A 26,459-nucleotide genomic window follows, 5' to 3' on the forward strand; every position below is an offset into this window, starting at 1 on the left:
GCCTGATCGGATGGTGATCGTGGCCGTCATCGGGATTTTGTGATGAGCCGGTTGACGAGGGATGAACGCTCGCGTTTATTCGCAGACGGATCTTATGTGCGCGGGTGTGAAAGGAGGGCGGAAATCGGCCAGGCGGGACGGCCCACCAAGCGGCTCGCGGCCAACCGCAGGGCGCGGGGCTGATGGTCGCACGCAGCGGCCAGGGCCCGCGCCGCGTCCGGTTCCCGGGCCAGGCGCCCGGGGCCCAGGGCACGGGACAACAGCTCGATCCCCTCGTCGGGCGTCATCCGGCCGACGGTGACGGTGTGTCCACCGGGCAGCGGTCGGCCGGCGGTGGCGAGAGCCGCGCTTCCCGGCTCGGTCGGCAGCAGCGGGCGGACCTGCTCGGCATCGACGGCGCCGTCGAGCAGCACCAGGACGCGCCGTCCGGCGAGCAGCCGGAGGTAGAGCGTGCGCAGGTCGGTGAGGCCCGGCGGGACGGCGTGCTCCTCGACGCCCAGGGCCCGGACGAAGGCGGCCAGGACGGCGGCCGGATCCGCGCCGGGGGCCTGCCCGCCCAGGTCGGCGTGGAGCTGGCCGTCGGGATGGCCGGGGGCGAGCCGGTGTGCGGCGTGGATGGCGAGCGCGCTCTTGCCGTAGCCGGGCGGCCCGGTGACGGTGACCCACCGTGGTCCCGGCGCGGCCAGGGCGGCGGCGAGCTCCGTCAGCAAGGTCGCTCGGCCGGTGAAGTCGGCAATGTCGGGCGGGAGTTGGAACGGCCGGCGAACCTGCCGGGGGGCGGTCCGGGAGGCCCAGGGCGTCCAGTCCGCCAGGTCCGTGGCCGGGCCGCGGAGGCGTGCCGCCAGAGCCGCCGCCTCGCCGCCGGGGGCGGAGTCGGCGAGCAGGGCGAGGGCCTGCTCGGTGCGGCCGGCCCGGGCCAGCGCGAGCGCGCGGGGGACGACGGTGGCCGGCTCCGGGGTGGGTTCCGCCGTGAGCGGCAGCCCGAGTTCGACGTCGAGTTCGAGCCGGGCCAGCCGGGCCTCCTCCCGGCGCCCGGCCAGCATCCGGCGGTCGTGCTCGGCGAACGGGCCTGGCACGCCGTCCAGGGCCACCGGCGCGGACCACCGGCCGAGCGCGGCTGTGAGCAGCGCGTGGGCCCGCTCGGGCTGCCGGTTGCGACGGGCGGCGGTGGCGGCGGCGAGCTCCGCGAGGAACACCGTGCGGTCGATGTTCGCCGGGTCCGCCTCCAGCCGGTACGCCTTGCCGACGTGGCGCAGGACATTGCCGCCCTCGACGGAGCCGCCCTCGACGGAGCTGTCCGCGCCGGCCAGGGCGTTGCGCAGCCGGTACATGGTGGCCGGCAGCCCCCTCGCCCGGTTCGGCGCCTCGTCCGCCTCCTCGCCCCAGACTCCGTCGATGATCTCCGCCACGGGCACCGGCCGCCCGGCGTTCGCGAGCAGGACGGCGAGCACCGCGCGGTCCCGAGCCCGGTTCAGCCGCAGCTCCCGATCGCCGTGCCGGGCCCTGAGCGATCCGAGCGTGCTGAAATGCAGCTCCAGCGGGATCCTCCCTACGCGACCGAATCCGACATCCGGTCATGCTACGGCGGCGGTACGCGTCGGCAAGGGAGCCGGTCGATATCGCGCCATCGACCGCCGAACACGGCGGCCCGTCGGAAAGCGGGCGCACGAATCAGCCGGGTTGATCGGCCCTCTCGACTCCGCGGTGGAACTGTCGCCTTGAATAGGGGTGACGTCCTGCAGTTGTGGTCTCGTCACAATGACAGCCTGTTCGACGGGCCGACGGCTACCACCAGCGCTTCGGTCCGGTCCTCGTCGACTTCGCCACCCAGCGCCGCACGCCGAAGGCGTCCTACGCCCGGTACCGCGACCTGATCGCAGCTCACCGGTCCTGCAGTCGACAGTAGTTGGGCTCAAGTCGCCGGGGGATGTCTGGCCGTTCCGCAACGGCAGAGAGGTCATCCGGATGGCATGGCCCGTAGCCGGTGGGCCCGAGAAACGGCGTAAAGGACAGGGCGTTCGACGAATCCGCGGTCCATCGACAGTGGTTCGGCTGCGGGTTGGTCGGACAGGGGCGGGCGCACTGACGACCCTGGGGACCCTCACCTCTCTGAGTCCCGGACCCTGCTCGGCGATTGCCGTGGATCGGTGCAGCCGTCCCCATCGTCCTGCGCCCCGCGACCGGGAGGCGTGGGCCGGGACTCTCAGGCAACACCGCCCCGTGCGCAGGGTCGACCTTCCACCGGTTCACCTGGTGAGGACGAGCCCGGCCGCCCCCGGTCGTCCGAACGCGGCGGCCACCTTCAGGGCTGTGCCCCCGCCTCGTCGTGTTCCCCCGGGTGCCCGCTGAAGAAGTCGACCAGGCTCTGCGGTGCGCGCTCGCCGAGACAGAGGTCGAGAATCTCGTGGGCGTCGGCGTAGAAGGCCTCGCTGCGCGGGAAGAGGTCCTTCTCGTAGGCGGCGAGCGCCGCTTCGACGTCGTCGGGGTGCCGGGCGATGGCCTTGCCGAGTTCGGCGCCGTCGAACATCGCCAGGTTGGCGCCGTCGCCGGACGGCGGCATCAGGTGTGCGGCGTCGCCGAGCAGCGTCACGCCGGGTACCCGGTCCCAGCGGTGTCCGTCGGGAAGGGTGTGGATCATGCGTGCCACCGGGGCGGTCTCGCCGTCGGTGATCAGCGCGGTGAGGTGCGGCGTCCACCCGTCGAACTCGGCTGCGACCCGGGCGGTCGCGGCCGCGGTGTCGGTGAAGTCCGTGGCGGCGATCCACTCGGCCGAACGGTTCAGCTCGACGTAGGTGTGGAGGATGCCACCCGCCTCTCGGTGGGCGACGATCCCCTTGCCGGGGGCGAGTGCGTACATGGCGCCTGGGCCGACCAGGGCGGCCGTCGCGGGGTGCCGCTCGTCGACGTCGTGCAGGTAGGTCTCGACGAACGTCGTGCCGGTGTAGCCGGGCCGGGCGTTGGAGAGCAGCGGCCGGACCCTGGACCAGGCGCCGTCCGCGCCGACCAGGATGGTGCTGGTCTCGGTCGAGCCGTCGGCGAAGGTCAGCTCGTGCCGGCCGTTGCCGAGCGGCCGGACGTCGGTGACCTTGCTGCCCCAGCGCACCGTTCCCTCGGGCAGGGAGTCGAGCAGGATCCGGCGCAGGTCGCCGCGGAGCACCTCGGGGCGTACGGCGGTGCCGTCGGAGGGGACGTCCAGCAGCAGCGCGCCATGCTGGTCGAGCACCCGGGCGGCGTCACCGCCCTCGTGGATGATCGCGCGGAACTCGTCCGTGAGGCCGGCGTCCGCGAGGGCGCGCTGTCCGTCCTCCTCGTGGATGTCGAGCTGGCCGCCCTGGGTGCGGGACTCGGCGGAGGGGTCGGCCTCGTGGACGGTGGCGGGGATGCCGTGCACGTGCAGGACCCGCGCGAGTGTGAGGCCGCCCAGGCCCGCGCCGATGATCGTGACCGGTGTCGTCATGGTGTTCCTTTCGAAGCCATGATGGAACGTTGTTCCATTCAGATGTTGGAACGGCGATCCATTCATGTCAAACTGTGTCCATGGCCATCAAGAAGCCGCGGGCTGCACGGCGCACGGACGCGCTGTCGAAGGAACGGATCGTGGAGGCGGCGATCGAGATCCTCGACTCCGACGGCGAGGGCGCGCTGACCTTCCGCACGCTCGCGGCCCGCCTGGCCACCGGAAGCGGGGCGATCTACTGGCACGTCGCCAACAAGGACGACCTGCTGGCGGCGGCCACCAACGACGTGATCGCCCGGGTCATGGCGGACGTGCCCGGCGGCACGCGTCCGCGCGAGGCGATCCGGACCCTCGCGCTCGGGCTCTTCGACGCGATCGACGCACACCCCTGGGTCGGCACCCAGCTCTCCCGCGCGCCGTGGCTGGCCGCGATCCCGCAGATCTTCGAGGGTTTCGGCAGCCGGCTGGAGGGGCTCGGTGTGCCCGAGGGGGCGCAGTTCGACGCCACGTCCGCGCTCGTCATCCATGTCCTCGGCGTCGCCGGACAGAACGCCGCCAACGCCCGCCTGCTGCACGCGCACAGGACCGATCGGACGGCCTTCCTGGGTGAGATCGCCCAGCAGTGGGCCCAGCTCGATCCGGCTCGGTACCCGTTCGTGCGCCGGGTGGCGGCGCGGTTGCCCGAGCACGACGACCGGGAGCAGTTCCTGGCCGGCATCGACCTCATCCTGGGCGGCATCGAGGCCGCCCACCCGGCTCCGTCCCCTCGGGCCTGACGCGAACCCGAGCGGGACGGGGGCCGGCCGAGAACCGGGTGCCGCGCGCTCGGAGGTGGAGCTCCAGCGCAGTTCCGGCAACACCGGTCTCAGTCTCAACGACGACTCGTGGGACCACTCCCGTGCCGTGGGCGAGGCCTGGCACGCCGACGAGCTGGAAACCCGGCGCCGGCAGGCTGGCGAGGCCCGGGCCTTCGTGGAACGTCCCGGCGCCGGAACCGCGCTCACACCCTGCCCGCCGCCGGGCTCGATCGCTACCCGGCCTGAGGAGGGCCGGATCGGCGCGGCGGAAGATTACTCAGGCTCCGGTCAGCCGGCCTTCTTCGATACCGCCGAGAACAAACCCGTTCTCGAAGCGCACCGTGTACCTGATCTGAGCGCCGGCTCCGGCGTCGAACGCTCCCGGTACCACGACCCGCTGACGGAGGCCCTCGACCAAGTCGGCCGCGAAGCCCTGGAGTCGGCTGTCGCGGACTTGCCGATCGAAGCTCGCGAGCATGTCCTGGGATACGCGGCCGGCTTCCTTCGTCGAGCCCGTGACGATGCCCGCCAAGCCCCCGGCCAGGAACAGCGGACCGGGGAAGCCGGCTCCGGCCGCCGTGCCGTCTGCGGTGACCTGCACATCCCCGGTCAGCCTCACCTTCGCGCCGATCTCGTACGGCATGGGCGGGTACCCCCTCGTTCGATCCTGGCCGTGACTGGGGCAAGCGTAATCGGGGTGCCAGGAAAGGAAAGGGTGTTCGGCAAGATCAGGAGGCCCACGACCTGCCAGGCAGGGCACAGGGCGTCGGTCTTCCCCAACTGTCCTGACAAGCACGATGATTCAGGATGGAGAACTGGGTTCCGGGTGGAATGACAGCCCGTTCGACGGGCCGAGGGCTACCACCCGCGCTTCGGCCCCGTCCGCGTCGACTTCGAGACGCAGAAGGGCACCCCGCGAGCCTCGTACGCCTGGTACCGCGACCCGTTGCCGCTCACCGGACACGGAGCGCGAGGCAGGGTGCGGGTTGTTCCCGGGCGAGACAGTAGACGGGGAGTCCGGCCGCACCACATGGCCGCGCAACCGGATCTGGGAGGTTGAGCGGCGGCAGCGGGACTTCAGATGGCATGGCGCACTCCCGTCCGCGCGCCGACGGCTCAGTCCTGGGTGAGGGCGTCTTCGGCGGGCCAGGTACCGTCGGCGGGCATGTCGAGGCCTTCTGCCAGCGTCTCCCGCCAAGGGGGTGGGATGAACGGCTCGCCCCAGTAGTCGGTCACCCGGACCGCCGTTCCGTTCTCAAGCTCGGCGATGGAGACGTTCCGGTACACCCGGCCGTCGCCGTAGTCGGTGCTCCACTCGACGACGACGGTGTCGCCGAAGGCACGCCGCCTCCCCACCCCGAGTCTCAGCCCGACGAAGTGGGACTCCACCTCGGCGATCCGTGACCTCCCTCTGATGAGTTCGCCGCTCTGCGGCCACTGGCGTACCGCATCCTCCGAAAGCCGAACACCGAGGATGTGCTCAAGGCGGGTCGAGTGCGCGCGTTCTCCCATGGAGCGCACAGTAGGCCTGATCCTCCCGCCGTCCTCGGAGGCACGCGCTGCCCGAGCCCGGGAGTCGGGAGGACAGGTGCCGAGGGCGGTCCCCGACCGCTGACGGGCAGGCTCCTCTGCCGCTGTCCGTCAGCGGTCGGGGACACGGCAAGCCCTGCAGCCCTGGGAGGGGCCACCGTCCAGCGGGCCCGGCCAAAGGCCGTCGCGACCGAAAGCCCTGCGCGGATGAGGCGGGCTCTCGGGTCACCATGGCGTGAACCGGGTAGATCCTCGATTGCGGGTTCTGAACCCCCGGTTCGTTCAGGATCGGAACGATGACCTCGACCTGATTGCTGTTCACTGAGCTTCCCTTTCAAGGCAGTTGGCCTCAAATTGCTGCCGGATGTATGGCCACCGCCAACATGCTCGCGGCCGGTGTCGAGGTCGTGGCCGGATGAGGGGCTTTCCCGGGGATGTCGCCCGGCGGCGTAGCGGGCCATCCGATCCCTGGCATGCTGCCGGCGTCACCTGGTGAGGGGCAGCCAGCACAACGCGGGATCTGCCCGAGTCGGTCGAATCCTCAGGTTTTCCGCTACTCGTCGATGGCGATGCAGCCGGTGGGTCACCAGCGGTTCGGCCGCGCCCCGTGGCGGGACGTGACGTTCCGCCGGAGTACGGACCATGGCAGACGATCTGCGGACTGTTCCGCCGCCGGCCGCGTCAGGGTGTCCGCAAGCGGATCCTGGCACCCCGGGAGAGGAGGCTGGGGGTCCGTCCCCCGTGAGAGCTACGTGCAGGTGTCCCCTGTGAGGTGACGATTCCCGATCGCCGTTTCCCTAGCGTTCGGTTCAGCCGCGGCGCCCTGGCCGCGGACCGGACAAGGAACCGGAAACGGAACCGAAGAAGGAGTCGTCATGAAATCGGTGTGGCAGATCCTGGCCGTGGTCCTGGCCGGTGCGGTCGGCGGTCAAGGTGCCACCGCGGTCCAGGACGATCCGTGGCTCTCGCTCCTCGTGGGCGGCCTGACGGTCGTGCTCTCGGTGCTCGTGTACCGATGGGTCGTGGGGCGTACCGAGGGGCGCCCGGTCACGGAACTGGCCCGCGAGGGAGCGTCCGGGTCGCTCCTGCGGGGCTCGGTGATCGGGGTCGCGATGTTCGGGGCCGTCATCGCGAACATCTACGTCCTCGGGGACTACAAGGTCCACGGCTTCGGCTCGCCGACAGGGGCGATCGGGCTGGTCGGCTTCATGGCGGGCGCCGCCGTCACGGAGGAACTGATGTTCCGTGGCCTGCTCTTCCGGCTCGTGGAGCGCGGCCTCGGCACGTACATCGCGCTGGCCCTGTCCGGCACGGTGTTCGGCGCGGCCCACCTGCTCAACCAGGACGCCACCCTGCTGGGCGCCGTCGCCATCGCGATCGAGGCCGGCGGCATGCTCGCCGCCGCGTACGCCGCCACCCGCTCGCTGTGGCTGCCGATCGGCCTGCACTTCGGCTGGAACTTCGCGGAGTCCGGCATCTTCGGCACCGAGGTCTCGGGCAACGGCGACACGCACGGACTGCTGGACGCCTCGACGGCGGGGGCCAAGCTGATCACCGGTGGCGAGTTCGGCCCGGAGGCCAGTGTGTACGCGATGCTGTTCGGCGCGCTGCTCATGGTCGTCTTCCTGCGGCTGGCCCGTCGGCGCGGCCACATCGTCCCCCGGCAGCGTGCCGAGCGCGTCGACGCCCTCGCTACACTCGCCCGGTGATGAGCCTTCAGGAGGCCGGTCAGGTGTGGCGCCGGCTCGACGTCACCCTCCGTGACCTCCCTCTCGGGGCACTGTTCCTGGTCGCGTCGTTCCTGCCGGGACTGCGCGGCCACGGGACGCAGGTCGGGGACCTGCCGACCCGCCCCTTCGACGCGCTGGCCGTCGTGGCCCTCGCGTTCGAATGCCTCTCCCTCGTGGTGCGCCGGCGGTGGCCGGTCATCTGTCTGGCCCTGGTGGCGTGCGGCTTCGCCCTCGACCAGTTGTGCGGCTACCACTCGGCCGCCGGTACCGCCCTGCCCGTCGCGCTGATCAGTGCGGGCTCCCACCTGGAACAGCGTCGGCGCACCACCGTGGTCCTCCTGTCCGCGGTGTACGTGTCGCTGGCGATCGCGCTCGCCCGGCTCGGTTCGGGCGGCGAGACGGCGACGGACTTCGTGACGTTCTACCTGGCGCTCGCCCTGGCCTGGGGAGCCGGGGCGTGGCTGCGTTCCACACGGGCCGCGGAGGCCGCACGCCGCGAGCGTGTGGCCGCCGGGACCCGTACCGCCGAACGCATCCGCATCGCCCGCGAGTTGCACGACGTGGTGACCCACCACGTGACCGCGATGGTCGTACAGGCCGAAGCCGCCCGCTATCTGACGGCCGCTCCCGAGCGGCTGGATCAGTCCCTGACCGCTGTCAGCGACACCGGCCGCCGCGCCCTCACCGACCTGCGTCACCTGCTGGACCTGCTCAACCCCGGCCACGGCACCGACCACGGCGTTGGCCACGGCATCGGCCCGGCGGAGGCCGCGCAGGCCAGGACACCGGCCGTCGGCAGGGTCCTCACGCTCGTCGAGCAGACCCGCCGGGCCGGACAGCCCGTGGACTTCACCGAGCGGGGCACACCGCCGGCCTCGACCGGAAGCGCCGACCTCGTCGCCTACCGGGTGGTGCAGGAAGCACTCACCAACGCCCTCAAGTACGCTCACGGCAGCCGCACTTCCGTGCAGGTGCAGCGCGGCACGAGGGAGATCACCGTGGAGGTCAGCACGGACGGAACCGGCTCACGCGCCACCGCCGTCGCCGCCGGCGGCGGACGGGGCCTGGCGGGCCTGCGCGAGCGCGTCGACGTCCTGGGCGGCGACTTCAGCGCCGGCCTCGGCCCGGACGGCGGCTTCACCGTGCGGGCACGCATCCCCGCCGACGGCACCTCGTGAGCGCACCGATCCGGGTCCTGGTCTGCGACGACCAGATGCTGGTCCGCACCGGCCTGGTCACCATCATCGGCGCCCAGCCCGACATGGAGGTGGCGGGCGAGTGCGGAGACGGACGGGCCGGAGTCGACCTTGCCGGCAAGGTACGACCCGACGTCGTCGTGATGGACATCCGCATGCCGGTCCTCGACGGCCTCGAAGCCACCCGCCTGCTGGCCGGTGCCGGAGTGCCCCACCCCGTCAAAGTCCTCGTGGTGACCACGTTCAACCTGGACGAATACGTCTACGAGGCACTGCGCGTCGGTGCCAGCGGATTCCTCCTCAAGGACGCCCCTCCGGACCGGCTGCTCCACGGCATCCGGACCGTGGCCACCGGCGCGGCCCTCCTCGACCCCGACGTGACACGCCGACTCGTCGGGCGCTACGCCGCCCGCATCCGTCCCGCCGAGAAGACCCACCGGGACACCCCGCTCACACCTCGTGAACTGGAAGTCCTCCGCCTCATCGCCGACGGCCTCTCCAACAGCGAGATCGCCGCAACCCTCGTCATCAGCCCTGAGACCGTCAAGACCTTCGTCTCCCGCATCCTCACCAAACTCCAACTCCGCGACCGCGTCCAGGCCGTCGTCTACGCCTACCGCCACGGCCTGGTCACCTGACCGGGAGTTCCTTCCGTCCCCGGCCCCGAGGCGAGGGTTCCGCTGCGCGAGGGCCGGAATTCGCTCGCGGCACGGGCAGCGGTTCGGGTGGCCACCCGGCAGGCAGGCAGGCAGGCAGGCAGGTCCGTCCGGACGTCCGCCGGGGCTGCTGCCCCGGGCCGAAGGTGCCGGACCGTGGTCCCTGATGTCTGCTCACCACCGACCCGGCAGAACCTGACCGAGCGGCATCGGCTGTGGTCGGGCGGGCCGGATCACCGGTGCGCCGGTTCACGCTCGTGCAGGAGAGGTCATGTCCTCAAGATCGCCTATGAGAGGCTGTGTTCGGCATGCTCCTTGTGTGTGCGGATCGGTCGCCGCCACCCCTCCGGTCCGGGTTCGCACCGGTGGCATCGATCCCCGGGCGGACGTACGTCTTCGGTGAAGCGCCCCGGAAGCGGCAGTTGCTGAGTGACCTGCCTCGGATCGTCGACGCGGGCCGGGCCTTCTTCGACGCCCGTCCGGAGGTCACCGGGCGCGAGTTGCACGCCGAGGTCGAGCGGCTCGCCGCGGAGGCCGGTTGGGAGATCGGCATCTGGCACGCCGGCCACCTGGTGGGGGAGTTCCCGCACGAGACCAATGACGGCGCCAAGGCCGACTCCTACATCACCCCGGGGAACGACGCTCCGCTGCGCCGCTCCGACCGGCGCGGGCAGACCTGCCACTGGATCCTGGAGCTCCACCTCGTCGACCGCGAGTTGGGATTCGGCGGGTTCTACGAGCAGCTGCTCGACCTCGCCTGACAGTGAGGGGCTGCCCGGGCCCGTGCGCCCGTCGGCTGCGTCGTGTCACCCGGTGCGGCGTCGTGAGGCGCCGATCCTTCGCCAGACGGCGCGCTGGAGCCGCAGCACGAGGACGCCCATCACCACCAGGACGACGATGTTGAGGAGCAGTTGGAGGAAGGAGCCCCAGGCCTCGCGGTAGCTGCCGAACGCGCTGGAGACCGCCAGGTCGGAGGCCGCGGGGATGGTGGTCACCGAGATGAAGACGCCCAGCAGCGCGCTGGTCCTCGCCTCGGTCAGGGAGAGGATGCCGACGATTCCTGCCAGGACGGCGACGGCGACCGAGAAGAAGTTCGGCGTGTCGATGAGGTTGGAGACCGGCCGGATGCCCAGGGTGAAGGCCTTCGGCTGGAGCCCCGCGCCGCGGATCAGCAGGGCGAACGCGAAGGTGGTCACGATGGCCAGCGCGAACCCGAGGGCGAGGGCCCGCACGCCCCGCCGGACGCTGCGCCGGACGCCGCGGTCGAGGCCGAGCGCGATGGCGGTGATGGCCCCGTACTCCGGCCCGACCACCATGGCGGCGACGATCAGGATCTGGGAGTTGGTGAGGATCCCGACCGCGCCGATCAGGCCCGCGATGACGAGGTAGGCGTAGAAGCTCGGCAGGTACGTCCCCTCGGCGCGGATCCGGGCCTCGACGGCCGCCTACAGGGGCGCGTGGGCGAGCGGCCCGAGCTGTTCGGTCTCGGCGGCCGCCGCCTGCTCGGAGAAGGCCATGTCGACCTGCTCGATCACGATCGAGCCGTGCCGGTCCAGGTGCAGCTCCCGGAGGCCGCGGAGCACGTCGTCGGCCGCGCCCTTGAGGACGTCGCACTGGACGGCGTCGCCGTGGGGGTGGTGCGCCAGTCCGGGCTGGACCACGAGGTTGAACACGAAGGGATCCTCGGCCAGCAGGCCGACGATCCGCTCGGTGAGCTCGGGCGGGCTCACCGCGCGGACGTGGATCAGGTCCATCCAGGCCTCCACTGCTCGGGATCGCCGCGGGGCCCGGGCCGGCCCGGCGGTCCCATCGCGCGCGCAGGCCGAACATATCGGACAGTGGCTGGAGAAGGATTTTCATCGGACGGAGTCCCGCCGACCTTCGGAGATTCGCCATGGAGCGCTACCCGCTCATCGCCGATCACGGCCTCGTGGGGGACCTGCAGACCACGGCGCTGGTGTCCGCGGAAGGCGTCGTCGACTGGTTCGCGGCCCCGCGGTTCGATTCACCGAGCGTGTTCGCCGCGCTGCTGGACCACGACCGGGGCGGCTACTTCCGCCTGTCGCCCGAGCACCCCGACGACACCCGCAAGCAGCTCTACTACCCGGACACGGCGGTGCTGGTCACCCGGTTCATGTCGCCGGACGGGGTCGGCGAGGTGGTGGACTGGATGCCGCCGGACCGCACGAACCGCCCCACCGACCGGCACACCCTGGTCAGGCTGGTGCGGGCCGTGCGCGGCAGGGTCCGGTTCACCCTGGAGTGCCGGCCGCGGTTCGACTACGGGCGGGCCGCCCACGAGCTGCGGCTGGTCCCCGAGGGCGCCTCGTTCCACGCGCCGGGCATCGCCGCGCACCTGCAGAGCACCTTCCCGCTGGAGCGGGAGGGCGACGACGTCCGCGGCGAGGTGGTCCTGAACGCGGGCGAGTCCGCCGCCGCCGTCCTGACGGTCTGCGGACCCGACGGCGAGGCGCCCGCCCCGCTCGAACTCGGCGCGTTCCACGAGCGGATGTGGGAGGTCGGCGAGTTCTGGCAGGCATGGGTGCGCACCTCCCACTACCGGGGCCGCTGGCCGGACATGGTGAACCGCTCGGCGATCACCCTCAAGCTGCTCACGTACTCGCCCACGGGTGCGCCGATCGCCGCCGCCACCATGGGCCTGCCCGAGCAGGTCGGCGGTGAGCGCAACTGGGACTACCGCTACTCCTGGGTCCGCGACGGTTCGCTGTCGGTCCGGGCGTTGCTGGACCTCGGGTTCGTCGAGGAGGCGGCCAGGTTCACCAAGTGGCTCGGGGACCGGATGCACGACCTGGCGGACTCCCCCGGGGAGCGCCTGCAGATCATGTACCGGGTCGACGGGGACCCCAACCTCACCGAGGAGATCCTGGGGCACCTGGAGGGCTACCGCGGCTCCTACCCGGTGCGCGCCGGGAACGCCGCCGCCGACCAGCTGCAGCTCGACATCTACGGTGAGGCGATGTACGCCCTGGCGGAGGGCCAGGAACTCGGCGTGCAGTCGGGCTACCACGGCTGGAAGGGTCTCGCCCGCACCGTGGACTGGCTGGCCGACACCTGGGACCGGCCGGACGAGGGCATCTGGGAGACCCGCGGCGGGCGTCAGAACTTCACCTACAGCCGGGTGATGTGCTGGGTCGCGCTCGACCGGGCCCTGCACCTGGCGCACGAGTACAGCAGGCCCGCCGACACGGCGCGCTGGACGGCGGCCCGCGACGCCATCCTCGAACAGGTCATGGAACAGGGGTGGAGCGAGACCGAACAGGCACTCGTCCAGCACTACGACGGCGACGTCCTGGACGCTTCGCTGCTGCTCATCCCCCGGCTCCGGTTCATCGCGCCGAGGAGTCCGGGCTGGCTGAACACCCTGGACGCGATGGAGCGCAAGCTGGTCTCCGACAGCCTGGTCTACCGTTACGACCCGGCCGCCTCGCCGGACGGCCTGCGCGGTTCGGAAGGCACGTTCAGCCTGTGCACCTTCCTGTACGTGGACGCGCTGGCCAGGGCGGGGCGGCTGCGCCAGGCGCGCTACACCTTCGAGAAGATGCACACCTACGCCAACCACGTCGGGCTGTTCGCCGAGGAGATCGGGCCCAGTGGCGAGCAACTCGGCAACTTCCCACAGGCGTTCACCCACCTCGCGCTGATCATGGCCGCCACCACGCTCGACGAAGCGCTCGACCGGCAGCAGCGGCGCGGATGACCACGGAACAGCCCGCGCTGAGCGAGGCCGACTTCGGCGATACCGGACGCTGCGCTCGCGCTCGGAGTGGGCCGCCGGCGAGCGCGGCGCGCTGGTGGCGCTCACCCCCGAACGCGTGGCGGCCGCCGCCGGCGTGGTGCGGACGGGCCGTACGTCGGCCTCGCCGCGCCCGTGGAGACCCTGCCGGGACCGGACAACCCCGAGCCGGCGCAGCACCGGATGACGGCGGTGCCGGACGGCCGGTCGGGCGGGCTCGACTTCGCGATGGACCGCTTCGCCATGAACGTGCACGGCGACGCCGACAGTCACCTCGACGCCCTGTGCCACGTGGTCTACGACGGTACCCTGCACGGCGGCGTGCCGGTGGACGGCGTCACGGAGTCCGGGGCCGCGGCGCTGTCCGTCGAGGTGGCCCGGGACGGGATCGTCGGCCGCGGTGTCCTGCTCGACGTCCCGAGGCTGCGCGGCGTGCCGTGGCTGGAGCCCGGGGACCACGTCACCGCGGAGGACCTCACCGCCGCCGAGGCCGCCCAGGGCGTCCGGGTGGGCGAGGGCGACCTGCTCCTCGTCCGGGTGGGCCACCGCAGGCGCCGCACCGAGCTCGGGGCGTGGCCCGCCGCGGGGGCGCGCGACGGGCTCCACCCGTCCGCGCTGGGGTTCCTGGCGGACCGCCGGTCTGCGTGCTCGGCAGCGACGGGAACAGCGACACCGCCCCGAGCTCGACCCGGGGCGTCGACTTCCCGGTGCACGTCCTGGCCGTGCACGCGATGGGGCTGCACCTGCTGGACTACCTGTGCTTCGAGGAACTGGCGCCGGTCTGCGCGCGGGAGCGGCGGTGGGCGTTCCTCTGCGTGGTGGCCCCGCTCCGGCTGCCGGGCGCCACCGGCTCCCCGGTCAACCCGATCGCGGTCCTGTGACGGTCACCCCGCAGCCCGCAGCCCGCAGCCCGCAGCCCGCAGCCCGCAGCCCGCAGCCCGTAGCCGTAACCGGGGCCGGAGCCCGCGACGGGGGCGATCGGGTGAACGCGGACGCGCCCGGAAGCCGTCGTTCCGTGGACCGCACGAGCGCCCGTTGCCTTCCGGCCTTGCAGTGCATGCCCGATGTCCCCAACGGCGAGAAGGACGTGACCCGGCGTGGCCGACGACCAGCACTACGACGTCATCGTGATCGGCACCGGCGCGGGCGGAGGCACGCTCGCCCACCGGCTCGCCCCCACCGGCAGACGCGTCCTGATCCTGGAACGCGGGGACTACCTGCCGAGGAGCGTGACAACTGGGACTCCACCGCGGTCTTCGTCACGGGCAGGTACCGCGCCCCCGAGTTCTGGTACGACAAGAACGGCGACCGGTTCCCGCCCGAGGTGAACTACTACGTCGGCGGCAACACCAAGTTCTACGGCGCCGCGCTGTTCCGGCTGCGCCCCGAGGACTTCGGCGAACTCCGCCACCACGGCGGGATCTCGCCCGCCTGGCCGATCCGCTACGAGGACCTGGAGCCGTACTACACGCAGGCCGAGCACCTCTACCTGGTCCACGGGCGGCACGGCGAGGACCCGACCGAGGGCCCGGCGGGCGCCCAGTACGCGCACCCGCCGGTGGAGCACGAGCCCCGCATCCAGCAGCTCAGCGACGACTTGGAGAAGAAGGGGCTGCACCCGTTCCACCTGCCGATCGGCGTGAACCTCACGCAGGACGGCGACGGCCGGCCCACCCGCACCAGCGCCTGCATCCGCTGCGACCGGGTGGACGGCTTCCCGTGCCTGCTGGGCGCCAAGTCCGACGCGCAGGTGATCTGCGTCGATCCCGCCCTGGACCACGGCAACGTGACGATGGTGACCGGCGCGAACGTGCGGCGGCTGGAGACCGACCCGACCGGACGCACCGTCACCGGGGTCGTCGCCGAACTCGCGGACGGAACCACGACGGCCTTCCGCGCGGACATCGTGGTGGTGGCCTGCGGGGCGGTCAACTCCGCCGCCCTGTTGCTCCGTTCGGCGAACGACGCGCACCCGGGCGGCCTGGCCAACCGCTCGGACGTGGTGGGCCGCCACTACATGCGGCACAACAACCTGGCGCTGATGGCGGTCTCCAAGGAGCCCAACCCCACCCGCTTCCAGAAGACCCTCGCCCTGCACGACTGGTACCTGGGCGCCGACGACTGGGACTTCCCGCTCGGCGGCATCCAGATGCTCGGCAAGTCCGACACCGACCAGATCCACGGCGAGGCGCCGCGCTGGGCGGGCGCGGTCACCCCCGACCTGCCCTTCGAGATGCTCGCGCACCACTCGGTCGACTTCTGGCTGTGCGGGGAGGACCTCCCGCTGCCGGAGAGCCGGGTCACCCTCGACCGGGACGGCGACATCCACCTGGCCCTCGACGAGAAGAACAACATCGCCGGGCTGGAACGGCTGCGGCACAAGCTCCAGGGCATGCTCGGCCACCTCGGCATGCACGAGCACCACCTGCTGCCGCACAGCATCTACCTGCACAAGGGCATGCCCATCGGCGCCACCGCCCACCAGGCCGGCACCGTGCGCTTCGGTACCGATCCCCGGAGCTCCGCCCTCGACGTGGACTGCAAGGCCCACGACCTCGACAACCTCTACGTCGTGGACACCAGCTTCTTCCCCAGCATCGGCGCGGTGAACCCGTCACTGACCGCCATCGCCAACGCCCTTCGGGTCGGCGACGTCATCGCCGCCCGACTGAAGTAGAGCAGGAGAGACCGAGATGGCGACCGATCGGATGGACGCGCTGGTGATCTTCGGCGCGACCGGTGACCTGGCCAAACTGGAGACCTTCCCGGCGCTGGTCGGCCTGGTCGAGCGCGGGGTGCTCGACGTCCCCGTCGTCGGGGTGGCCAAGAGCGGCTGGGGCCTGGAGCAGTTCCGCGACTACGCGGCGGCCTCGCTGCGCCTCAACGGCATGGACCCGGACGGCGCGGCCGCGCAGAAGATGCTCCGACTGCTGCGCTACGTCGACGGCGACCTCGACGACGACGCCACCTACACGGCGATGTCCGAGGCCATGGGCCCCGGCGGCGACGCCCTGTACTACCTGGAGGTGCCGCCCCCGCTGTTCGGACGCATCGCCAGGGGCATCGCGACGGCCGGCCGCGCCAAGGGCGCCCGGGTGATGGTCGAGAAGCCGTTCGGGACGGACCTGGAGAGCGCCGGGCGGCTCAACGCCACCATGCACGAGTACTTCCCGGAGGATGCGATCTACCGCGTCGACCACTGGCTCGGGCTCGACCCGGTGGAGAACGTGCTGTTCGCGCGGTTCGCCAACTCGGTGGTCGAACCGCTGCTCAACCGGACGCACGTCGAGAGCGTCCAGATCACCATGGCCGAGTCCTTCGACGTCTCCGACCGCGGCAGGTTCTACGACCGCACCGGTGCGATCCGGGACGTGGTGCAGAACCACATGCTCCAGGTCCTCGCGAGCGTCCTCGCCGACCCGCCGTCCGGCGAGGGGCTGTCCTCGTGGCGGGACACCAAGGCCCAGCTGGTCTCCTCGCTGCGCCCGCTCACGCCCGGGAACACCGTGCGCGGCCAGTACGAGGGGTACCACCAGGTGCCCGGGGTCGATCCGGGGTCGACGGTGGAGACCTACGCCGCCGTCCGGCTCGCGTCCGACTCCTGGCGCTGGGCGGACGTGCCGATCGTCATCCGGGCGGGCAAGTGCCTGCCGGTCACCGCCACGGAGGTCACCATCAAGTTCCGTGCCGCGCCCCACGACGTGTTCGGCCTCCGGCCCGTCCAGGCCGCGAACGCCCTGAGGTTCCGGGTCTGGCCGGAGACCCGGGTGGCGCTCACCCTCGCCGGGAAGCGCCCCGGCGCGGGCTGGGCGGTCCAGCACGAGGAACTGGCCTTCGCACAGCAGCCGGGATCCGACATGCGCCCCTACGACCGGCTGATCGGAGCCGCCCTCGACGGGGACCGCTGGCTGTTCGCCCGGCAGGACACCGTGGAGGCCGCCTGGCGGATCGTCGACCCGGTGCTGGGGGACGCCGCGCCGGTGCATCCGTACGCCCGGGGCAGCTGGGGCCCGGCGCAGGCCGACGCGCTGCTGCCCGCCGGCGACGACTGGTACGACCCGGTCGCCTGACGCTCCGAACGGCCCGGGTTGCCGCGGGGCCCGGCGGCCGGGGACGTCGCCCGGGTCGCCGCCGGGCCCGGGCTCAGCCCGGCTCGGGCCGCCGGGCCGGACCGAGCAGGACCAGGACGTCCCCGGCCTCCTCGTCCGGCAGGCGGCCGCCGACGGCCGGGGCGAGCGCGCCGTCCGACCGGATCCGGAACAGCAGGTCGTACCCGGCCGGGACCGCCCCGGCACCGGGCCTCGCCACGACCGGCGCCCCGTCGGCGTACCGGCGGGCCAGCTCCGGCCGGACCAGGGACTCGCCGAAGAGGATCTCGCCGCCGGTGTACGGCGCCACCACTCCGTGGCTGCCGCGGGGCGGCCCCAGACGGTAGACCGCGCCCTCGACGCCGCCCTGCAGGATCGTCGCGGCGAGCGCGTTGAAGTCGTCCTCGTCGGTCAGCAGCAGGACGGCCGTGATGCCCTCCAGTTCCGCGCCCTGCCCGGTGGCCGCCGCCAGCAGCTCACCCGGCGCCAACTCCAGGCCGGACGCCCTGATCCGTTCGCGTTCCGGTTCGAGGCCGGCCCACATCAGCACGTCCAGGCCCGCCGAGCGGAGGACCCGGCCGAGTTCCACCACCCAGAGCGCGCCGCCGACCAGCAAGGGCCGCGAGCGGGCGGAACGCCTGACGTCCAGCAACCTCGCGGCCGGTACCGCGGTGAATCCGTAGACCGCCACCGTGGCGACGATGACCAGGAAGGTCACGGGAAGGATCTTCGCGGCCCCGCCGACACCGTCCGCGACCAAGGTCGTGGAGAAGGTCGAGGCGGTGGCGGCCGCGACGATGCCGCGCGGGGCCATCCAGCCGATGAAGGCGCGTTCGCCCTGCGGAAGGTCGGTTCCGAGCGTGGACAGCGCCGCCACCAGCGGTCTGACGACGACGACCAGCACGGCGACCAGGCCGAGCGTCGGGAGCAGGAGGCCGGTGAGCGAGGACGGACTGATGGTCGCCGAGATGGAGATGAACAGCAGTCCGATGATCAGCTGGACGAGGGTCTCGAAGAACGGGTTGCGTGAAGGGACGTCGAAGGACGGGAGGTTGGCGACGGCCACGCCCATGGCCACGGCCGTGATGAGGCCGGTGTCGTCGCGGAGGGCGTCGCAGACCGCCGCCGCGCCGATCACCGCGGCGAGCTGCACCGACGTGCCGAGCGGCTCGGGAATCCGGAACCTGGCCAGCAGCAGCCACAGCACCGCCGTTCCGACCAGCGCGCCGGCGAGCCCGACCGCGACGCTCAGCAGCAACTGGCCGGCCCGCTCGCCGACATGGGCACGGGTACTCGCGATGACCGAGTGGAAGACCAGGGCGCCCAGGATCGCGCCGATCGGGTCGATCAGCGAACCCTCCCAGGTGAGGATCCGCTGCAGCCGCTCCACCGGGCGTACGAAGTTGAGCAGCGGCCCGACCACCGTCGGGCCGCTGACCACGAGGATCGCGCCGAGCATCAGCGCGGCACGGGAGGACATCCCGAGGAACTGTGCCGCGAGGAGGGCGGCGGCCGTCCCGGTGACCACCGCGCCGATCAGGAGCAGCCTGACCACGACGCGCCGGTTGTGTCCCCGGAGGTGTTCCAGGTCCAGGCCGAGGCCAGCGTCGTAGAGGATCAACGCCACGGAGAGCGACACCAGGGGGGAGAAGGCCGGGCCCAGCAGCCGCTCGGGGTCGAGGTCGTCGGTGAGCGCGCCCGCCGTGAACCCGACCGGGAGCAGGACGATCAGGGCGGGGACGCGCAGCCACCTCGCCAGCACCTGGGAGCCGACCGCGAGAACCGCTGTCAGCCCCAAGCCCAGGAAGATCGCGTCGGTGGTCATGGATCCGCACTGTGCTGGCGCCGACCGCACGAGTCAAGCAGGACACGGCCTGCGGCCGCGGGCCGGCCTGGCCGGGCGCTCGCAGGCCCGCTCGACGTCGGCCGGCAGATCGGTCTCCTCGTCCGGGCCGGTGACCGCGTCGAGGAGGCCGAGCAGATGGCCGCCCGGCTCCGGGAGTTCGGTGCGCAGGCCGTCGGTGGTGAACGTCCGTTCGTCGTCGTCGCCGACCGGGCCGGAGCCGTCGACGGCCTCGGCGACCGGCCCGGCCCGGTACGCCGGATCGTTCGGGCCGCCGCTGTGTGGCGTACGCCGTACGGGGGGTCCGGCGGGGGGCTCGCACCGTGCCGGACGTGCCGGTCCCCGTGCCTGGCGCATCCTGGAGGGCATGGACGGCGAACGGCGCTCGGCCGGCGAGAGGCCCTGGGGGAGGATCCCGGCCCTGGTGCTGGTGCCCATCGGCCTCCTCGCGGTGCTCCTCGTGGTGATCGTCCGATCGCCCGAGTCGATCCGCCTCGGCCCGCTGCTGGTGATCGCTCCCGCGCTGACCCCGTCCTTCGCCGGGCCGCGGGTCACCGCCGCCGTCGCGGCGCTCACCGTCGCCGTCGGCCTCCTCATCGCCGTCCTGCGCGGTGGTCTGACCGCCGGCAACCACCCGGCGCAGCTCATCGCCCTCACCGTGCTGTGCATGATGGTCGTGGTCTTCGCGGTGGTGCGGGAACGCCGCGACCGACAGCTCGCCCGGGCCCAGTCGGTGGCCGAAGCCGCCCAGCGCGCCCTGCTGCGTCCGATTCCCGAGCGGATCGGCCCGCTGCAGATCGCGACCGTGTACCTGGCTGCCGAGCGCGAGGCACAGATCGGCGGTGACCTCTACACGGCGACCCGCACGGCCGACGGCGCGCGCATGATCGTCGGGGACGTCCGGGGGAAGGGACTGGCCGCCGTCGGGGAGTCGGCCCTGTTGCTCAGCGCCTTCCGGCTCATCGCCGCCCAGCACGAGACACTGCCCCACCTCGCCTGGACGCTGGACGACAACGTCGGCCGGTACCTGGTCGACTTCGCCGAGACCGACCGGGAGGCCGCCGAGCACTTCGTCACCGCCCTGTTCCTCGACATCCCGGACGACGCCCCGGTGGCCCGCATGACCAACTGCGGACACCCGCCGCCGCTGCTGCTGCGCCACGACCGCGTGGTCAGCCTCGACGGCGCGGGCGCCGCGCCGCCGCTGGGCCTCGGCGTCCTGGCCGCCGCCGACTACCCGGACGACACGTTCCCCTTCGAGATCGGGGACACCCTGCTGCTCTACACCGACGGCGTGGTCGAAGCCCGTGACCGTTCCGGTGCGTTCTACCCGTTCGCGGACCGGGTCGCCCGCTGGGTCGGCAGCACGCCCGAGGCGCTGGTCAACCACATCCGCCGCGATCTGCTGGCCCATGCCGGCGGGCGGCTCGGCGACGACGCGGCCGTCGTCGCCATCCGGCGCACGGACGGACGGTCCGAGCACCGGCTGCACGGACTTCTGTAGCCGGCCCGGCGGCGTCGGGCGTCGGCACCGTCGGCCGTGCGCACCCGGGCGTGGTGCCGGGTCGGCCGGCCTCCGGCACGCGGTGGACGGCGGATGCGGGCCGGTCGGCTGTGCGCCAACTCACAACCGGCCGACGGCGATGTCCCGAAAGGCCGTCCGACCAGGGGACTTGACCGGGTCGGCGATCGATGCCGCCGGTTCGGCCGCGGCATCGAGGCTTGCATACGGACCATCCCTCCTTCAGGCTGCTGCGAGTCCACAGCAGAGGGGGGACGAAAGGGTCCTCCCTCGTATGCCGAAACACTCCAAGCACCGCCGCAGCACGACCGGCGGGCGCCGCTTCCTCGCGCTCGGGATCGCGCTGGCCGCCACCGGAACCGGTGCGGCCGCCTGGGCCATGCCGAGCGCGCCGACGGATCCCGTGGTGGTCGACTCGCTCTCGATCACGCCCGCCGGTCCCGGCGCCGACAGCCCGGTGACGGCGACCGCGAAGCTGCACGCCACCCGCCAGACCGCGGTCCAGGCGCTGACCGTCGCGGTGCGGTCGGCCAGCGGCGCGCACTACGACTTCCGCGGTGCGGTTCCCGCGACGCTGACCTCGTCGCAGCTCACCTTCACACCGGCGAGCCGGACCTTCCCGGCGGGCACGTACACCTACTTCGTGGCGTACGAGAGTGGCAACCGCTGGCACAACCTGAACCCGGTGAACAGCTTCACCTCGGGTGCCACCTCCGCGTCGCCGTCCGCGTCCGCTTCGCCGTCCGCCTCGGCTCCGGCATCGAGCCCGTCGCCCACCGCCACCGCCACGGCCACGGCCACCGGCACCGGGAAGGCGACGGCTTCTCCGTCGTCGACGGCCACCGCGACCGGTTCCGGCACGCCCTCGCCGACCGCCACCGCCACGGCGACGCCCTCGCCGACGGTCACCGCCACGGCGACGCCCTCGCCGACGGTCACCGCCACGGCGACGCCCTCGCCGACGGCCACCGCGACGGCGTCCCCGTCGTCGACCGCCACGGCCACGCCGACGGCCGGTGCGGCCGGCGGGCCGCTGGGGATCCCGGGCGCCTGGCACTCGGTCTTCGCGGACGAGTTCAACGGCAGCTCGCTCGACGCCGCCAAGTGGAACCCCAACTGGTTCGGCTGCAGCACCTGCACGACCCAGCCGGTGAACTCGCAGGAGGCCGCCGCGTACTCGCCGTCCCAGGTGTCGGTGAGCGGTGGCAGTCTGCACCTGGCGGCGGTGCAGAAGCCGGCCACGGTGAACGGCAAGACCTACCCGTACACGTCGGGTCTGATCAACACCAACGGCAAGGCCCAGTTCACCTACGGCGCGTTCGAGTCCCGGATCTACCTGCCGCCGTCCGGCTCGCAGGTCGCCAACTGGCCCGCCTTCTGGGCGGACGGCCAGAACTGGCCGACCGACGGTGAGTTGGACGTGATGGAGGGGCTGGGCGGCGACGCCTGCTACCACTTCCACTCCGACGCCGGCGGCCCCGGCGGCTGCGCCCACGGCGACTTCAGCGGATGGCACACCTACGGCGCGGAATGGGCCCCGGGCTCGGTCACCTACTACTACGACGGTGTGAAGGTCGGGCAGATCACGACCGGTGTCACCTCGGCGCCGATGTACCTGATCCTCGACAACGCGGTCGATTCCAAGTACCCGGCCGTCGCCCCGGCCGACATGCAGGTCGACTACGTGCGGGTCTGGCAGCACTGACCCGACCGCCCCCCGGTGGCGGCCCGGCCGCGCGGACTCCCACCGCGCCGCCGGGCCGTCGCGTCGCGGTCGGCCGCGCGGTCGTCGAAGGTCGCCCGGTGGTGACCGGCGGACACCGGTCACCGCCGGTCACTGCCGGTCACCGCCGGGCGTCGGGCCGGGGCGGTCGGGCGGTCGGGTCGGTCGGAGTGTCGGCCGGCACTGGGCGGGGGCCCGGCTCGGTGCCAGACTGGTCACGAGGGCTGGAGGTCGTGATGGGGTTCTATGCCGATCAGGTCGTGCCGCGGATCGTCAACGTCGTCTGCGGGACGAAGGAGGCCGCGCACCTCCGGCGGAGGGTCTGCGAGGGCCTTGAGGGCGATGTCCTGGAGATCGGGTTCGGTTCGGGGCTGAACGTCCCGTTCTACCCGGCGGCCGTGACCCGGGTGACCGCGGTGGACCCCTCCGACGTGGGGTGGAAGCTCGCGGCCGAGCGGGTGGCGGCGGCCCCCGTCCCGGTGGAGCGCGGCGGCCTGGACGGTCAGGTGCTGCCGTTCCCGGACCACAGCTTCGACGCGGCGCTGTCGACCTGGACGCTGTGCACCGTCCCGGACGTCGAGGCGGCGCTCCACGAGGTGCGGCGCGTCCTCCGGCCCGGCGGGACGCTGCACTTCGTCGAGCACGGCCTGGCGCCGGCGGAGGACGAGGCCGTGCGCCGCTGGCAGCGGCGCCTCGACCCGCTGGAGCAGCGGCTGTTCGCGGGATGTCACCTGACCCGTCCGGTCACCGAGCTGCTGACCGAGGCGGGCTTCGTCCTGACCGACCTCGACGTGTTCTACGAGAAGGGCGCCCCGAAGCCGATGGGGGCGGACTCCCTCGGCGTGGCCGTCTCGCCGGCCTGACCTCGTCCCGTCCCGTCCCGTCCGGCCGCCGGGCCGCCGGGCCGCCGGGCCGCCGGGCCGCCGACCGGCGCGGGCCGGGTGCGTCGCCCGGACACGGATGCCATTCCCGGGGGAGCATGGTCCCCATGGACACCGAGACGGTCGTACGCACCCGCCGCGCGCTGCACGCGGTGGCCGAGCTGGTCCTGGCCGGCCCGCAGTACCGGGTCGGCGGCACGATCCGGCTGCGCGCCTGTGCGGGCGGTTTCGCCACCACGGTCGAGCCGCGGCTGCGGGTGATCGGCGCGGAGCTGGTCGCGCCGGGGCAGGTGCTGTCCCTCGAACGTACGTCCTGTGCCGTGATCGGCGCGGCCCTCGGGATCACGGTCGGTGCTCCCGCCGGGCTCTACCCGGACGGCTCGGGCGGCGTCGAGGACGCGATCGAGGTGGACCCGGCCGCCGCCCGTCGGCTGCTGCACTGCTTCGCCCTCGGTGACGCCGCGCTGCGCGGGCTGTCCGCGGACGCCGAACCGGTCATCTGGCCCGAGCACTTCGACATCGCGGTGACCCTCGACGACGTCAACTACGGTGTCTCGCTCGGTGACGTGCACCGGCCGGAGCCGTACGCGTACGTCGGCCCGCACACCCCGCGGCAGGGCGAGTTCTGGAACGCGCCGTTCGGTGCCGCCCGGACGATCCGTGAACTCGGTGGCGTGTCGGGCATCGTGGAGTTCCTGGATCAGGGCCGCGGGCTGGCCTCCGGCGCCTGACGGACCGCCCCGGGAGGCCGGCGCGCCCGGTGGGGCTGCCCCGGCGGGTGCGGTCAGGCGGGCCCCAGGTACCGGCGGCCCGGTATCTGTTCGAAGATCAGGTTGGTGCGGGTCTGGGCCACCGCCGGGTGGGTGGTGAGGTGGTCGACGACGAAGTCGCGCAGGGACTCGGGGCCGGCGACGCCGACGTGCAGGAGGTAGTCGTCGGAGCCGGCCATGTGGAAGACGGCCAGGACGCCGGGCAGGTCGGGGGCGGTGCTGCGGAAGCTCTCGTTCTGCTCACGGGTGTGGGCGCGCAGCCGGACCGAGATCATCGCCTGGAGCGGCAGGCCGATGGCCGCCGGGTCGACCTCGGCGCGGTAGCCGCGGATGACGTTGCGGTCCTGGAGGGCGCGGACGCGGGCCAGGCAGGTGGAGGGGGCGATGCCCACCGTCTCGGCGAGGGCGTTGTTCGGGAGGCGGGCGTTGTCGGCCAGGGCCCGGATGATCGCCCGGTCCGTGTCGTCGATCGGGGGCCGCTCGCGCTGCGGATTGTTCGGCATGACCGCCAGGATTCCAGCCGATTCCGTCGATCTGCAAACCCGATCGGGATTCGACCGAATGTTCTTCGGGAGAGCTTCCCAGGATCGCCGGGAAGTTCCATCCTGGGCGCGAGCGGCGAACGCCCCTCGCCCCCCACACCACGCCCGGAGCGCCCCGCCCATGAGCCCGACCGCCACCTTCGCCGCGCCTGCGCCCACGACCGCCGCCGCGGCCGCCGTCGACCCGGGCCCGGAGCTGGACGGCGGTGACTTCGTGCTCCCCGCGGCCGGACTGGACGACGACCGTCGGCTGCGCGCGCTGGACACGGTGGACGAGTACCTGACGCGCAAGCGCAAGCACCTGGTCGGCTACCAGGCCACCCAGGACATGCAGGGCACCGCGCTGGACCTGGCCCGGTTCATGCCGAACAACATCAACAACCTCGGCGACCCGTTCCAGAGCGGCGGCTACAAGCCGAACACCAAGGTCATCGAGCGCGCCGTCCTCGACTACTACGCGCAGCTGTGGAACGCGCAGCGCCCGCACGACCCCGCCGACCCCGAGTCGTACTGGGGCTACATGCTGTCCATGGGCTCGACCGAGGGCAACATGTACGCGCTCTGGAACGCCCGCGACTACCTCAGCGGCAAGGCGCTGATCCACCCGCCGGCCGCGCCCCGGGACGAGGTGCGCTACGTCCAGGCCGCGCCCGACCGCGACAACCCGAACGCGCACCGGCCGGTCGCGTTCTACTCCGAGGACACCCACTACTCCTTCGCCAAGGCCGTCCGGGTGCTGGCCGTCGAGACCTTCCAGGCCGTCGGCCTGGAGCTGTACCCGGACGAGTGCCCGCTGGTCGACCCGGCCACCGGGCGCCGCGAGTGGCCGGCCGAGGTGCCGTCCCGCCCGGGCCCGTCCGGGTACTCCTGGGACGGCCCGGGCGAGATCGACGTCGACGCGCTCACCGTGCTGGTCGAGTTCTTCGCCGCCAAGGGGCACCCGGTCTTCGTCAACCTCAACCTGGGCAGCACCTTCAAGGGCGCCCACGACGACGTCCGGACGGTCTGCGAGCGCCTGCTGCCGATCTTCGAGCGGTACGGCCTGGTGCGCCGCGAGGTGGTGTACGGGACGTGCCCGGACACCGGACAGCCGCTGGTCGACGTGCGCCGCGGCTTCTGGATCCACGTGGACGGCGCCCTCGGCGCGGGCTACGCGCCGTTCCTGCGGATGGCCTCCCAGGACCCGGCGTACGGCTGGACGCCGGAGACGGACCTGCCGGAGTTCGACTTCGGGCTCGCCCTGCCCACCGCCGGGTCCGGCGTGGTCGACATGGTCTCCTCGATCGCGATGAGCGGCCACAAATGGGCCGGCGCCCCGTGGCCCTGCGGTATCTACATGACCAAGGTGAAGTACCAGATCTCGCCGCCGTCCCAGCCGGACTACATAGGCGCGCCCGACACCACTTTCGCCGGCTCCCGCAACGGCTTCTCCCCGCTGATCCTCTGGGACCACCTGTCCCGCCACTCCTACCAGGACCAGGTCGACCGGATCCGGACCGCGCAGGAACTCGCCGACTACCTGGAGCGGCGCCTGCTGGCCATGGAGCAGGAGCTCGGCGTCGAGCTCTGGCCGGCCCGCACCCCGGGCGCCGTCACGGTGCGGTTCCGCAAGCCGAGCGCCGAGCTGGTGGCGAAGTGGTCGCTGTCCTCGCAGGACGTGCTGCTCGTCCCGGGCGACGAGTCCACCCGCCGCAGCTACGTGCACGTCTTCGTGATGCCCTCGGTCGACCGCGCCAAGCTGGACGCGCTGCTCGCCGAACTCGCCGAGGACCCCGCCGTCCTGGGCTGACCCGGGCGCGGTCGGCCCCCCGCACGGGGTGGGCGGGGCGTCGGGGCCGACTCGCGCCGCTGGTGCGAACGGCCGTTCGTCCCCGCTCGGTCCGGATCGCGAACGCGCAGGTCACAGCGGGGTGGTGGGCCGGCCGGAGGCGATTGAGGGGAGCGTCGGATTCGTGGTTTCATAGCCCCCG

At 72.5% G+C, this 26,459-nt stretch carries 19 protein-coding genes and 5 pseudogenes; 16 read left to right on the forward strand and 8 right to left on the reverse strand.

Annotation, left to right across the window (positions count from 1 at the left end):
- Nucleotides 1-92: 92 nt before the first annotated feature.
- Entirely contained in the window at nucleotides 93-1,451 is a 1,359-nt protein-coding gene (locus tag ACFV04_RS15470) for a BTAD domain-containing putative transcriptional regulator (RefSeq protein WP_380529429.1), read from the reverse strand.
- Between the two features lie 326 nt (nucleotides 1,452-1,777).
- Between ACFV04_RS15470 and ACFV04_RS15475 the strand changes: the two are divergent.
- Nucleotides 1,778-1,906, forward strand: a pseudogene (locus ACFV04_RS15475) (family 1 glycosylhydrolase); the annotation flags it as partial.
- A 396-nt stretch (nucleotides 1,907-2,302) separates the two neighbouring features.
- Here ACFV04_RS15475 and ACFV04_RS15480 read toward each other — a convergent pair.
- Nucleotides 2,303-3,457 carry an FAD-dependent oxidoreductase gene (locus tag ACFV04_RS15480; RefSeq protein WP_380529431.1) on the reverse strand — a complete coding sequence of 385 codons (1,155 nt, stop codon included), beginning with the start codon at nucleotides 3,455-3,457 and terminating at the stop codon, nucleotides 2,303-2,305.
- An 80-nt stretch (nucleotides 3,458-3,537) separates the two neighbouring features.
- Between ACFV04_RS15480 and ACFV04_RS15485 the strand changes: the two genes are divergently transcribed.
- Nucleotides 3,538-4,233, forward strand: coding sequence for a TetR/AcrR family transcriptional regulator (locus tag ACFV04_RS15485; protein WP_380529433.1), 696 nt, complete (start codon nucleotides 3,538-3,540; stop codon nucleotides 4,231-4,233).
- A gap of 298 nt (nucleotides 4,234-4,531) precedes the next feature.
- Here the strand turns inward: ACFV04_RS15485 and ACFV04_RS15490 are convergent, their stop codons facing one another.
- Complete coding sequence (locus tag ACFV04_RS15490) at nucleotides 4,532-4,897, reverse strand: hypothetical protein (protein ID WP_380342519.1); 366 nt, start codon at nucleotides 4,895-4,897, stop codon at nucleotides 4,532-4,534.
- A 473-nt stretch (nucleotides 4,898-5,370) separates the two neighbouring features.
- The gene (locus tag ACFV04_RS15495; RefSeq protein WP_380342517.1) at nucleotides 5,371-5,766 is read right to left on the reverse strand and encodes a hypothetical protein; all 396 of its coding nucleotides are present in this window, start codon (nucleotides 5,764-5,766) and stop codon (nucleotides 5,371-5,373) included.
- 893 nt (nucleotides 5,767-6,659) lie between these two features.
- Here ACFV04_RS15495 and ACFV04_RS15500 point away from each other — a divergent pair.
- The 4 genes and pseudogenes from ACFV04_RS15500 to ACFV04_RS15515 form a co-directional block, all read left to right on the forward strand.
- Complete coding sequence (locus tag ACFV04_RS15500; RefSeq protein WP_380342515.1) at nucleotides 6,660-7,493, forward strand: CPBP family intramembrane glutamic endopeptidase; 834 nt, start codon at nucleotides 6,660-6,662, stop codon at nucleotides 7,491-7,493.
- The gene (locus tag ACFV04_RS15505) at nucleotides 7,490-8,692 is read left to right on the forward strand and encodes a sensor histidine kinase (protein WP_380529435.1); all 1,203 of its coding nucleotides are present in this window, start codon (nucleotides 7,490-7,492) and stop codon (nucleotides 8,690-8,692) included. The genes ACFV04_RS15500 and ACFV04_RS15505 overlap by 4 nt, the downstream gene beginning before the upstream one ends.
- Complete coding sequence (locus ACFV04_RS15510) at nucleotides 8,689-9,348, forward strand: response regulator (protein ID WP_380529437.1); 660 nt, start codon at nucleotides 8,689-8,691, stop codon at nucleotides 9,346-9,348. Before ACFV04_RS15505 ends, ACFV04_RS15510 begins: the two co-directional genes overlap by 4 nt.
- Nucleotides 9,349-9,746: 398 nt before the next feature.
- Nucleotides 9,747-10,127 (forward strand): annotated as a pseudogene (locus ACFV04_RS15515) (M24 family metallopeptidase); the annotation flags it as partial.
- Nucleotides 10,128-10,172: 45 nt separating this feature from the next.
- Here ACFV04_RS15515 and ACFV04_RS15520 read toward each other — a convergent pair.
- A pseudogene (locus tag ACFV04_RS15520) lies at nucleotides 10,173-11,120 on the reverse strand (DUF389 domain-containing protein).
- A gap of 140 nt (nucleotides 11,121-11,260) precedes the next feature.
- Between ACFV04_RS15520 and ACFV04_RS15525 the strand changes: the two are divergent.
- From ACFV04_RS15525 to zwf, 5 genes and pseudogenes are all read left to right on the forward strand, one after another.
- Entirely contained in the window at nucleotides 11,261-13,084 is a 1,824-nt protein-coding gene (locus ACFV04_RS15525; RefSeq protein ID WP_380342507.1) for a glycoside hydrolase family 15 protein, read from the forward strand.
- Between the two features lie 279 nt (nucleotides 13,085-13,363).
- Nucleotides 13,364-13,708 (forward strand): annotated as a pseudogene (locus ACFV04_RS15530) (cyclase family protein); the annotation flags it as partial.
- 56 nt (nucleotides 13,709-13,764) lie between these two features.
- Nucleotides 13,765-14,001, forward strand: coding sequence for a hypothetical protein (locus ACFV04_RS15535; protein WP_380529456.1), 237 nt, complete (start codon nucleotides 13,765-13,767; stop codon nucleotides 13,999-14,001).
- Nucleotides 14,002-14,217: 216 nt separating this feature from the next.
- Nucleotides 14,218-15,797 (forward strand): annotated as a pseudogene (locus tag ACFV04_RS15540) (GMC oxidoreductase).
- Between the two features lie 16 nt (nucleotides 15,798-15,813).
- On the forward strand, nucleotides 15,814-17,190 hold the full coding sequence (gene zwf, locus ACFV04_RS15545) for a glucose-6-phosphate dehydrogenase (protein WP_380342504.1): 1,377 nt from the start codon (nucleotides 15,814-15,816) through the stop codon (nucleotides 17,188-17,190).
- A gap of 73 nt (nucleotides 17,191-17,263) precedes the next feature.
- Here zwf and ACFV04_RS15550 read toward each other — a convergent pair whose 3' ends face one another.
- Together ACFV04_RS15550 and ACFV04_RS15555 are read right to left on the reverse strand one after the other, a co-directional pair.
- On the reverse strand, nucleotides 17,264-19,033 hold the full coding sequence (locus ACFV04_RS15550; protein ID WP_380529439.1) for a cation:proton antiporter: 1,770 nt from the start codon (nucleotides 19,031-19,033) through the stop codon (nucleotides 17,264-17,266).
- 33 nt (nucleotides 19,034-19,066) lie between these two features.
- The gene (locus tag ACFV04_RS15555; RefSeq protein WP_380342495.1) at nucleotides 19,067-19,489 is read right to left on the reverse strand and encodes a hypothetical protein; all 423 of its coding nucleotides are present in this window, start codon (nucleotides 19,487-19,489) and stop codon (nucleotides 19,067-19,069) included.
- Here ACFV04_RS15555 and ACFV04_RS15560 point away from each other — a divergent pair.
- The 4 genes from ACFV04_RS15560 (at nucleotide 19,476) to ACFV04_RS15575 (ending at nucleotide 23,908) form a co-directional block, all read left to right on the forward strand.
- Nucleotides 19,476-20,555 carry a PP2C family protein-serine/threonine phosphatase gene (locus tag ACFV04_RS15560; protein WP_380529441.1) on the forward strand — a complete coding sequence of 360 codons (1,080 nt, stop codon included), beginning with the start codon at nucleotides 19,476-19,478 and terminating at the stop codon, nucleotides 20,553-20,555. The two genes, ACFV04_RS15555 and ACFV04_RS15560, sit on opposite strands and share 14 nt — an antisense overlap.
- 292 nt (nucleotides 20,556-20,847) lie before the next feature.
- Nucleotides 20,848-22,278, forward strand: a complete 1,431-nt coding sequence (locus ACFV04_RS15565) for a family 16 glycosylhydrolase (protein ID WP_380529443.1) — start codon at nucleotides 20,848-20,850, stop codon at nucleotides 22,276-22,278.
- A 254-nt stretch (nucleotides 22,279-22,532) separates the two neighbouring features.
- Nucleotides 22,533-23,159, forward strand: coding sequence for a class I SAM-dependent methyltransferase (locus ACFV04_RS15570; RefSeq protein WP_380342486.1), 627 nt, complete (start codon nucleotides 22,533-22,535; stop codon nucleotides 23,157-23,159).
- A gap of 125 nt (nucleotides 23,160-23,284) precedes the next feature.
- Nucleotides 23,285-23,908 carry a hypothetical protein gene (locus ACFV04_RS15575; protein WP_380342483.1) on the forward strand — a complete coding sequence of 208 codons (624 nt, stop codon included), beginning with the start codon at nucleotides 23,285-23,287 and terminating at the stop codon, nucleotides 23,906-23,908.
- Nucleotides 23,909-23,961: 53 nt separating this feature from the next.
- Here ACFV04_RS15575 and ACFV04_RS15580 read toward each other — a convergent pair whose 3' ends face one another.
- Entirely contained in the window at nucleotides 23,962-24,450 is a 489-nt protein-coding gene (locus tag ACFV04_RS15580; RefSeq protein ID WP_360262687.1) for an Lrp/AsnC family transcriptional regulator, read from the reverse strand.
- Nucleotides 24,451-24,610: 160 nt separating this feature from the next.
- Between ACFV04_RS15580 and ACFV04_RS15585 the strand changes: the two genes are divergently transcribed.
- Nucleotides 24,611-26,278: a histidine decarboxylase gene (locus tag ACFV04_RS15585; protein WP_380342480.1), complete on the forward strand. Its 1,668-nt coding sequence runs from the start codon at nucleotides 24,611-24,613 to the stop codon at nucleotides 26,276-26,278.
- Nucleotides 26,279-26,459: the final 181 nt, after the last annotated feature.

The organism is Kitasatospora sp. NPDC059599, from assembly GCF_042735125.1.
Lineage (GTDB): Bacteria > Actinomycetota > Actinomycetes > Streptomycetales > Streptomycetaceae > Kitasatospora.

What these genes read in the sequence shown, in the direction of transcription:
- ACFV04_RS15480 (WP_380529431.1), bottom strand. Translation starts at nt 3,457, where the DNA reads ATGACGACACCGGTCACGATCATCGGCGCGGGCCTGGGCGGCCTCACA.
- ACFV04_RS15485 (WP_380529433.1), top strand. Translation starts at nt 3,538, where the DNA reads ATGGCCATCAAGAAGCCGCGGGCTGCACGGCGCACGGACGCGCTGTCG.
- ACFV04_RS15490 (WP_380342519.1), bottom strand. Translation starts at nt 4,897, where the DNA reads ATGCCGTACGAGATCGGCGCGAAGGTGAGGCTGACCGGGGATGTGCAG.
- ACFV04_RS15495 (WP_380342517.1), bottom strand. Translation starts at nt 5,766, where the DNA reads ATGGGAGAACGCGCGCACTCGACCCGCCTTGAGCACATCCTCGGTGTT.
- ACFV04_RS15500 (WP_380342515.1), top strand. Translation starts at nt 6,660, where the DNA reads ATGAAATCGGTGTGGCAGATCCTGGCCGTGGTCCTGGCCGGTGCGGTC.
- ACFV04_RS15525 (WP_380342507.1), top strand. Translation starts at nt 11,261, where the DNA reads ATGGAGCGCTACCCGCTCATCGCCGATCACGGCCTCGTGGGGGACCTG.
- zwf (WP_380342504.1), top strand. Translation starts at nt 15,814, where the DNA reads ATGGCGACCGATCGGATGGACGCGCTGGTGATCTTCGGCGCGACCGGT.
- ACFV04_RS15550 (WP_380529439.1), bottom strand. Translation starts at nt 19,033, where the DNA reads ATGACCACCGACGCGATCTTCCTGGGCTTGGGGCTGACAGCGGTTCTC.
- ACFV04_RS15555 (WP_380342495.1), bottom strand. Translation starts at nt 19,489, where the DNA reads ATGGGCACCAGCACCAGGGCCGGGATCCTCCCCCAGGGCCTCTCGCCG.
- ACFV04_RS15565 (WP_380529443.1), top strand. Translation starts at nt 20,848, where the DNA reads ATGCCGAAACACTCCAAGCACCGCCGCAGCACGACCGGCGGGCGCCGC.
- ACFV04_RS15570 (WP_380342486.1), top strand. Translation starts at nt 22,533, where the DNA reads ATGGGGTTCTATGCCGATCAGGTCGTGCCGCGGATCGTCAACGTCGTC.
- ACFV04_RS15575 (WP_380342483.1), top strand. Translation starts at nt 23,285, where the DNA reads ATGGACACCGAGACGGTCGTACGCACCCGCCGCGCGCTGCACGCGGTG.
- ACFV04_RS15580 (WP_360262687.1), bottom strand. Translation starts at nt 24,450, where the DNA reads ATGCCGAACAATCCGCAGCGCGAGCGGCCCCCGATCGACGACACGGAC.
- ACFV04_RS15585 (WP_380342480.1), top strand. Translation starts at nt 24,611, where the DNA reads ATGAGCCCGACCGCCACCTTCGCCGCGCCTGCGCCCACGACCGCCGCC.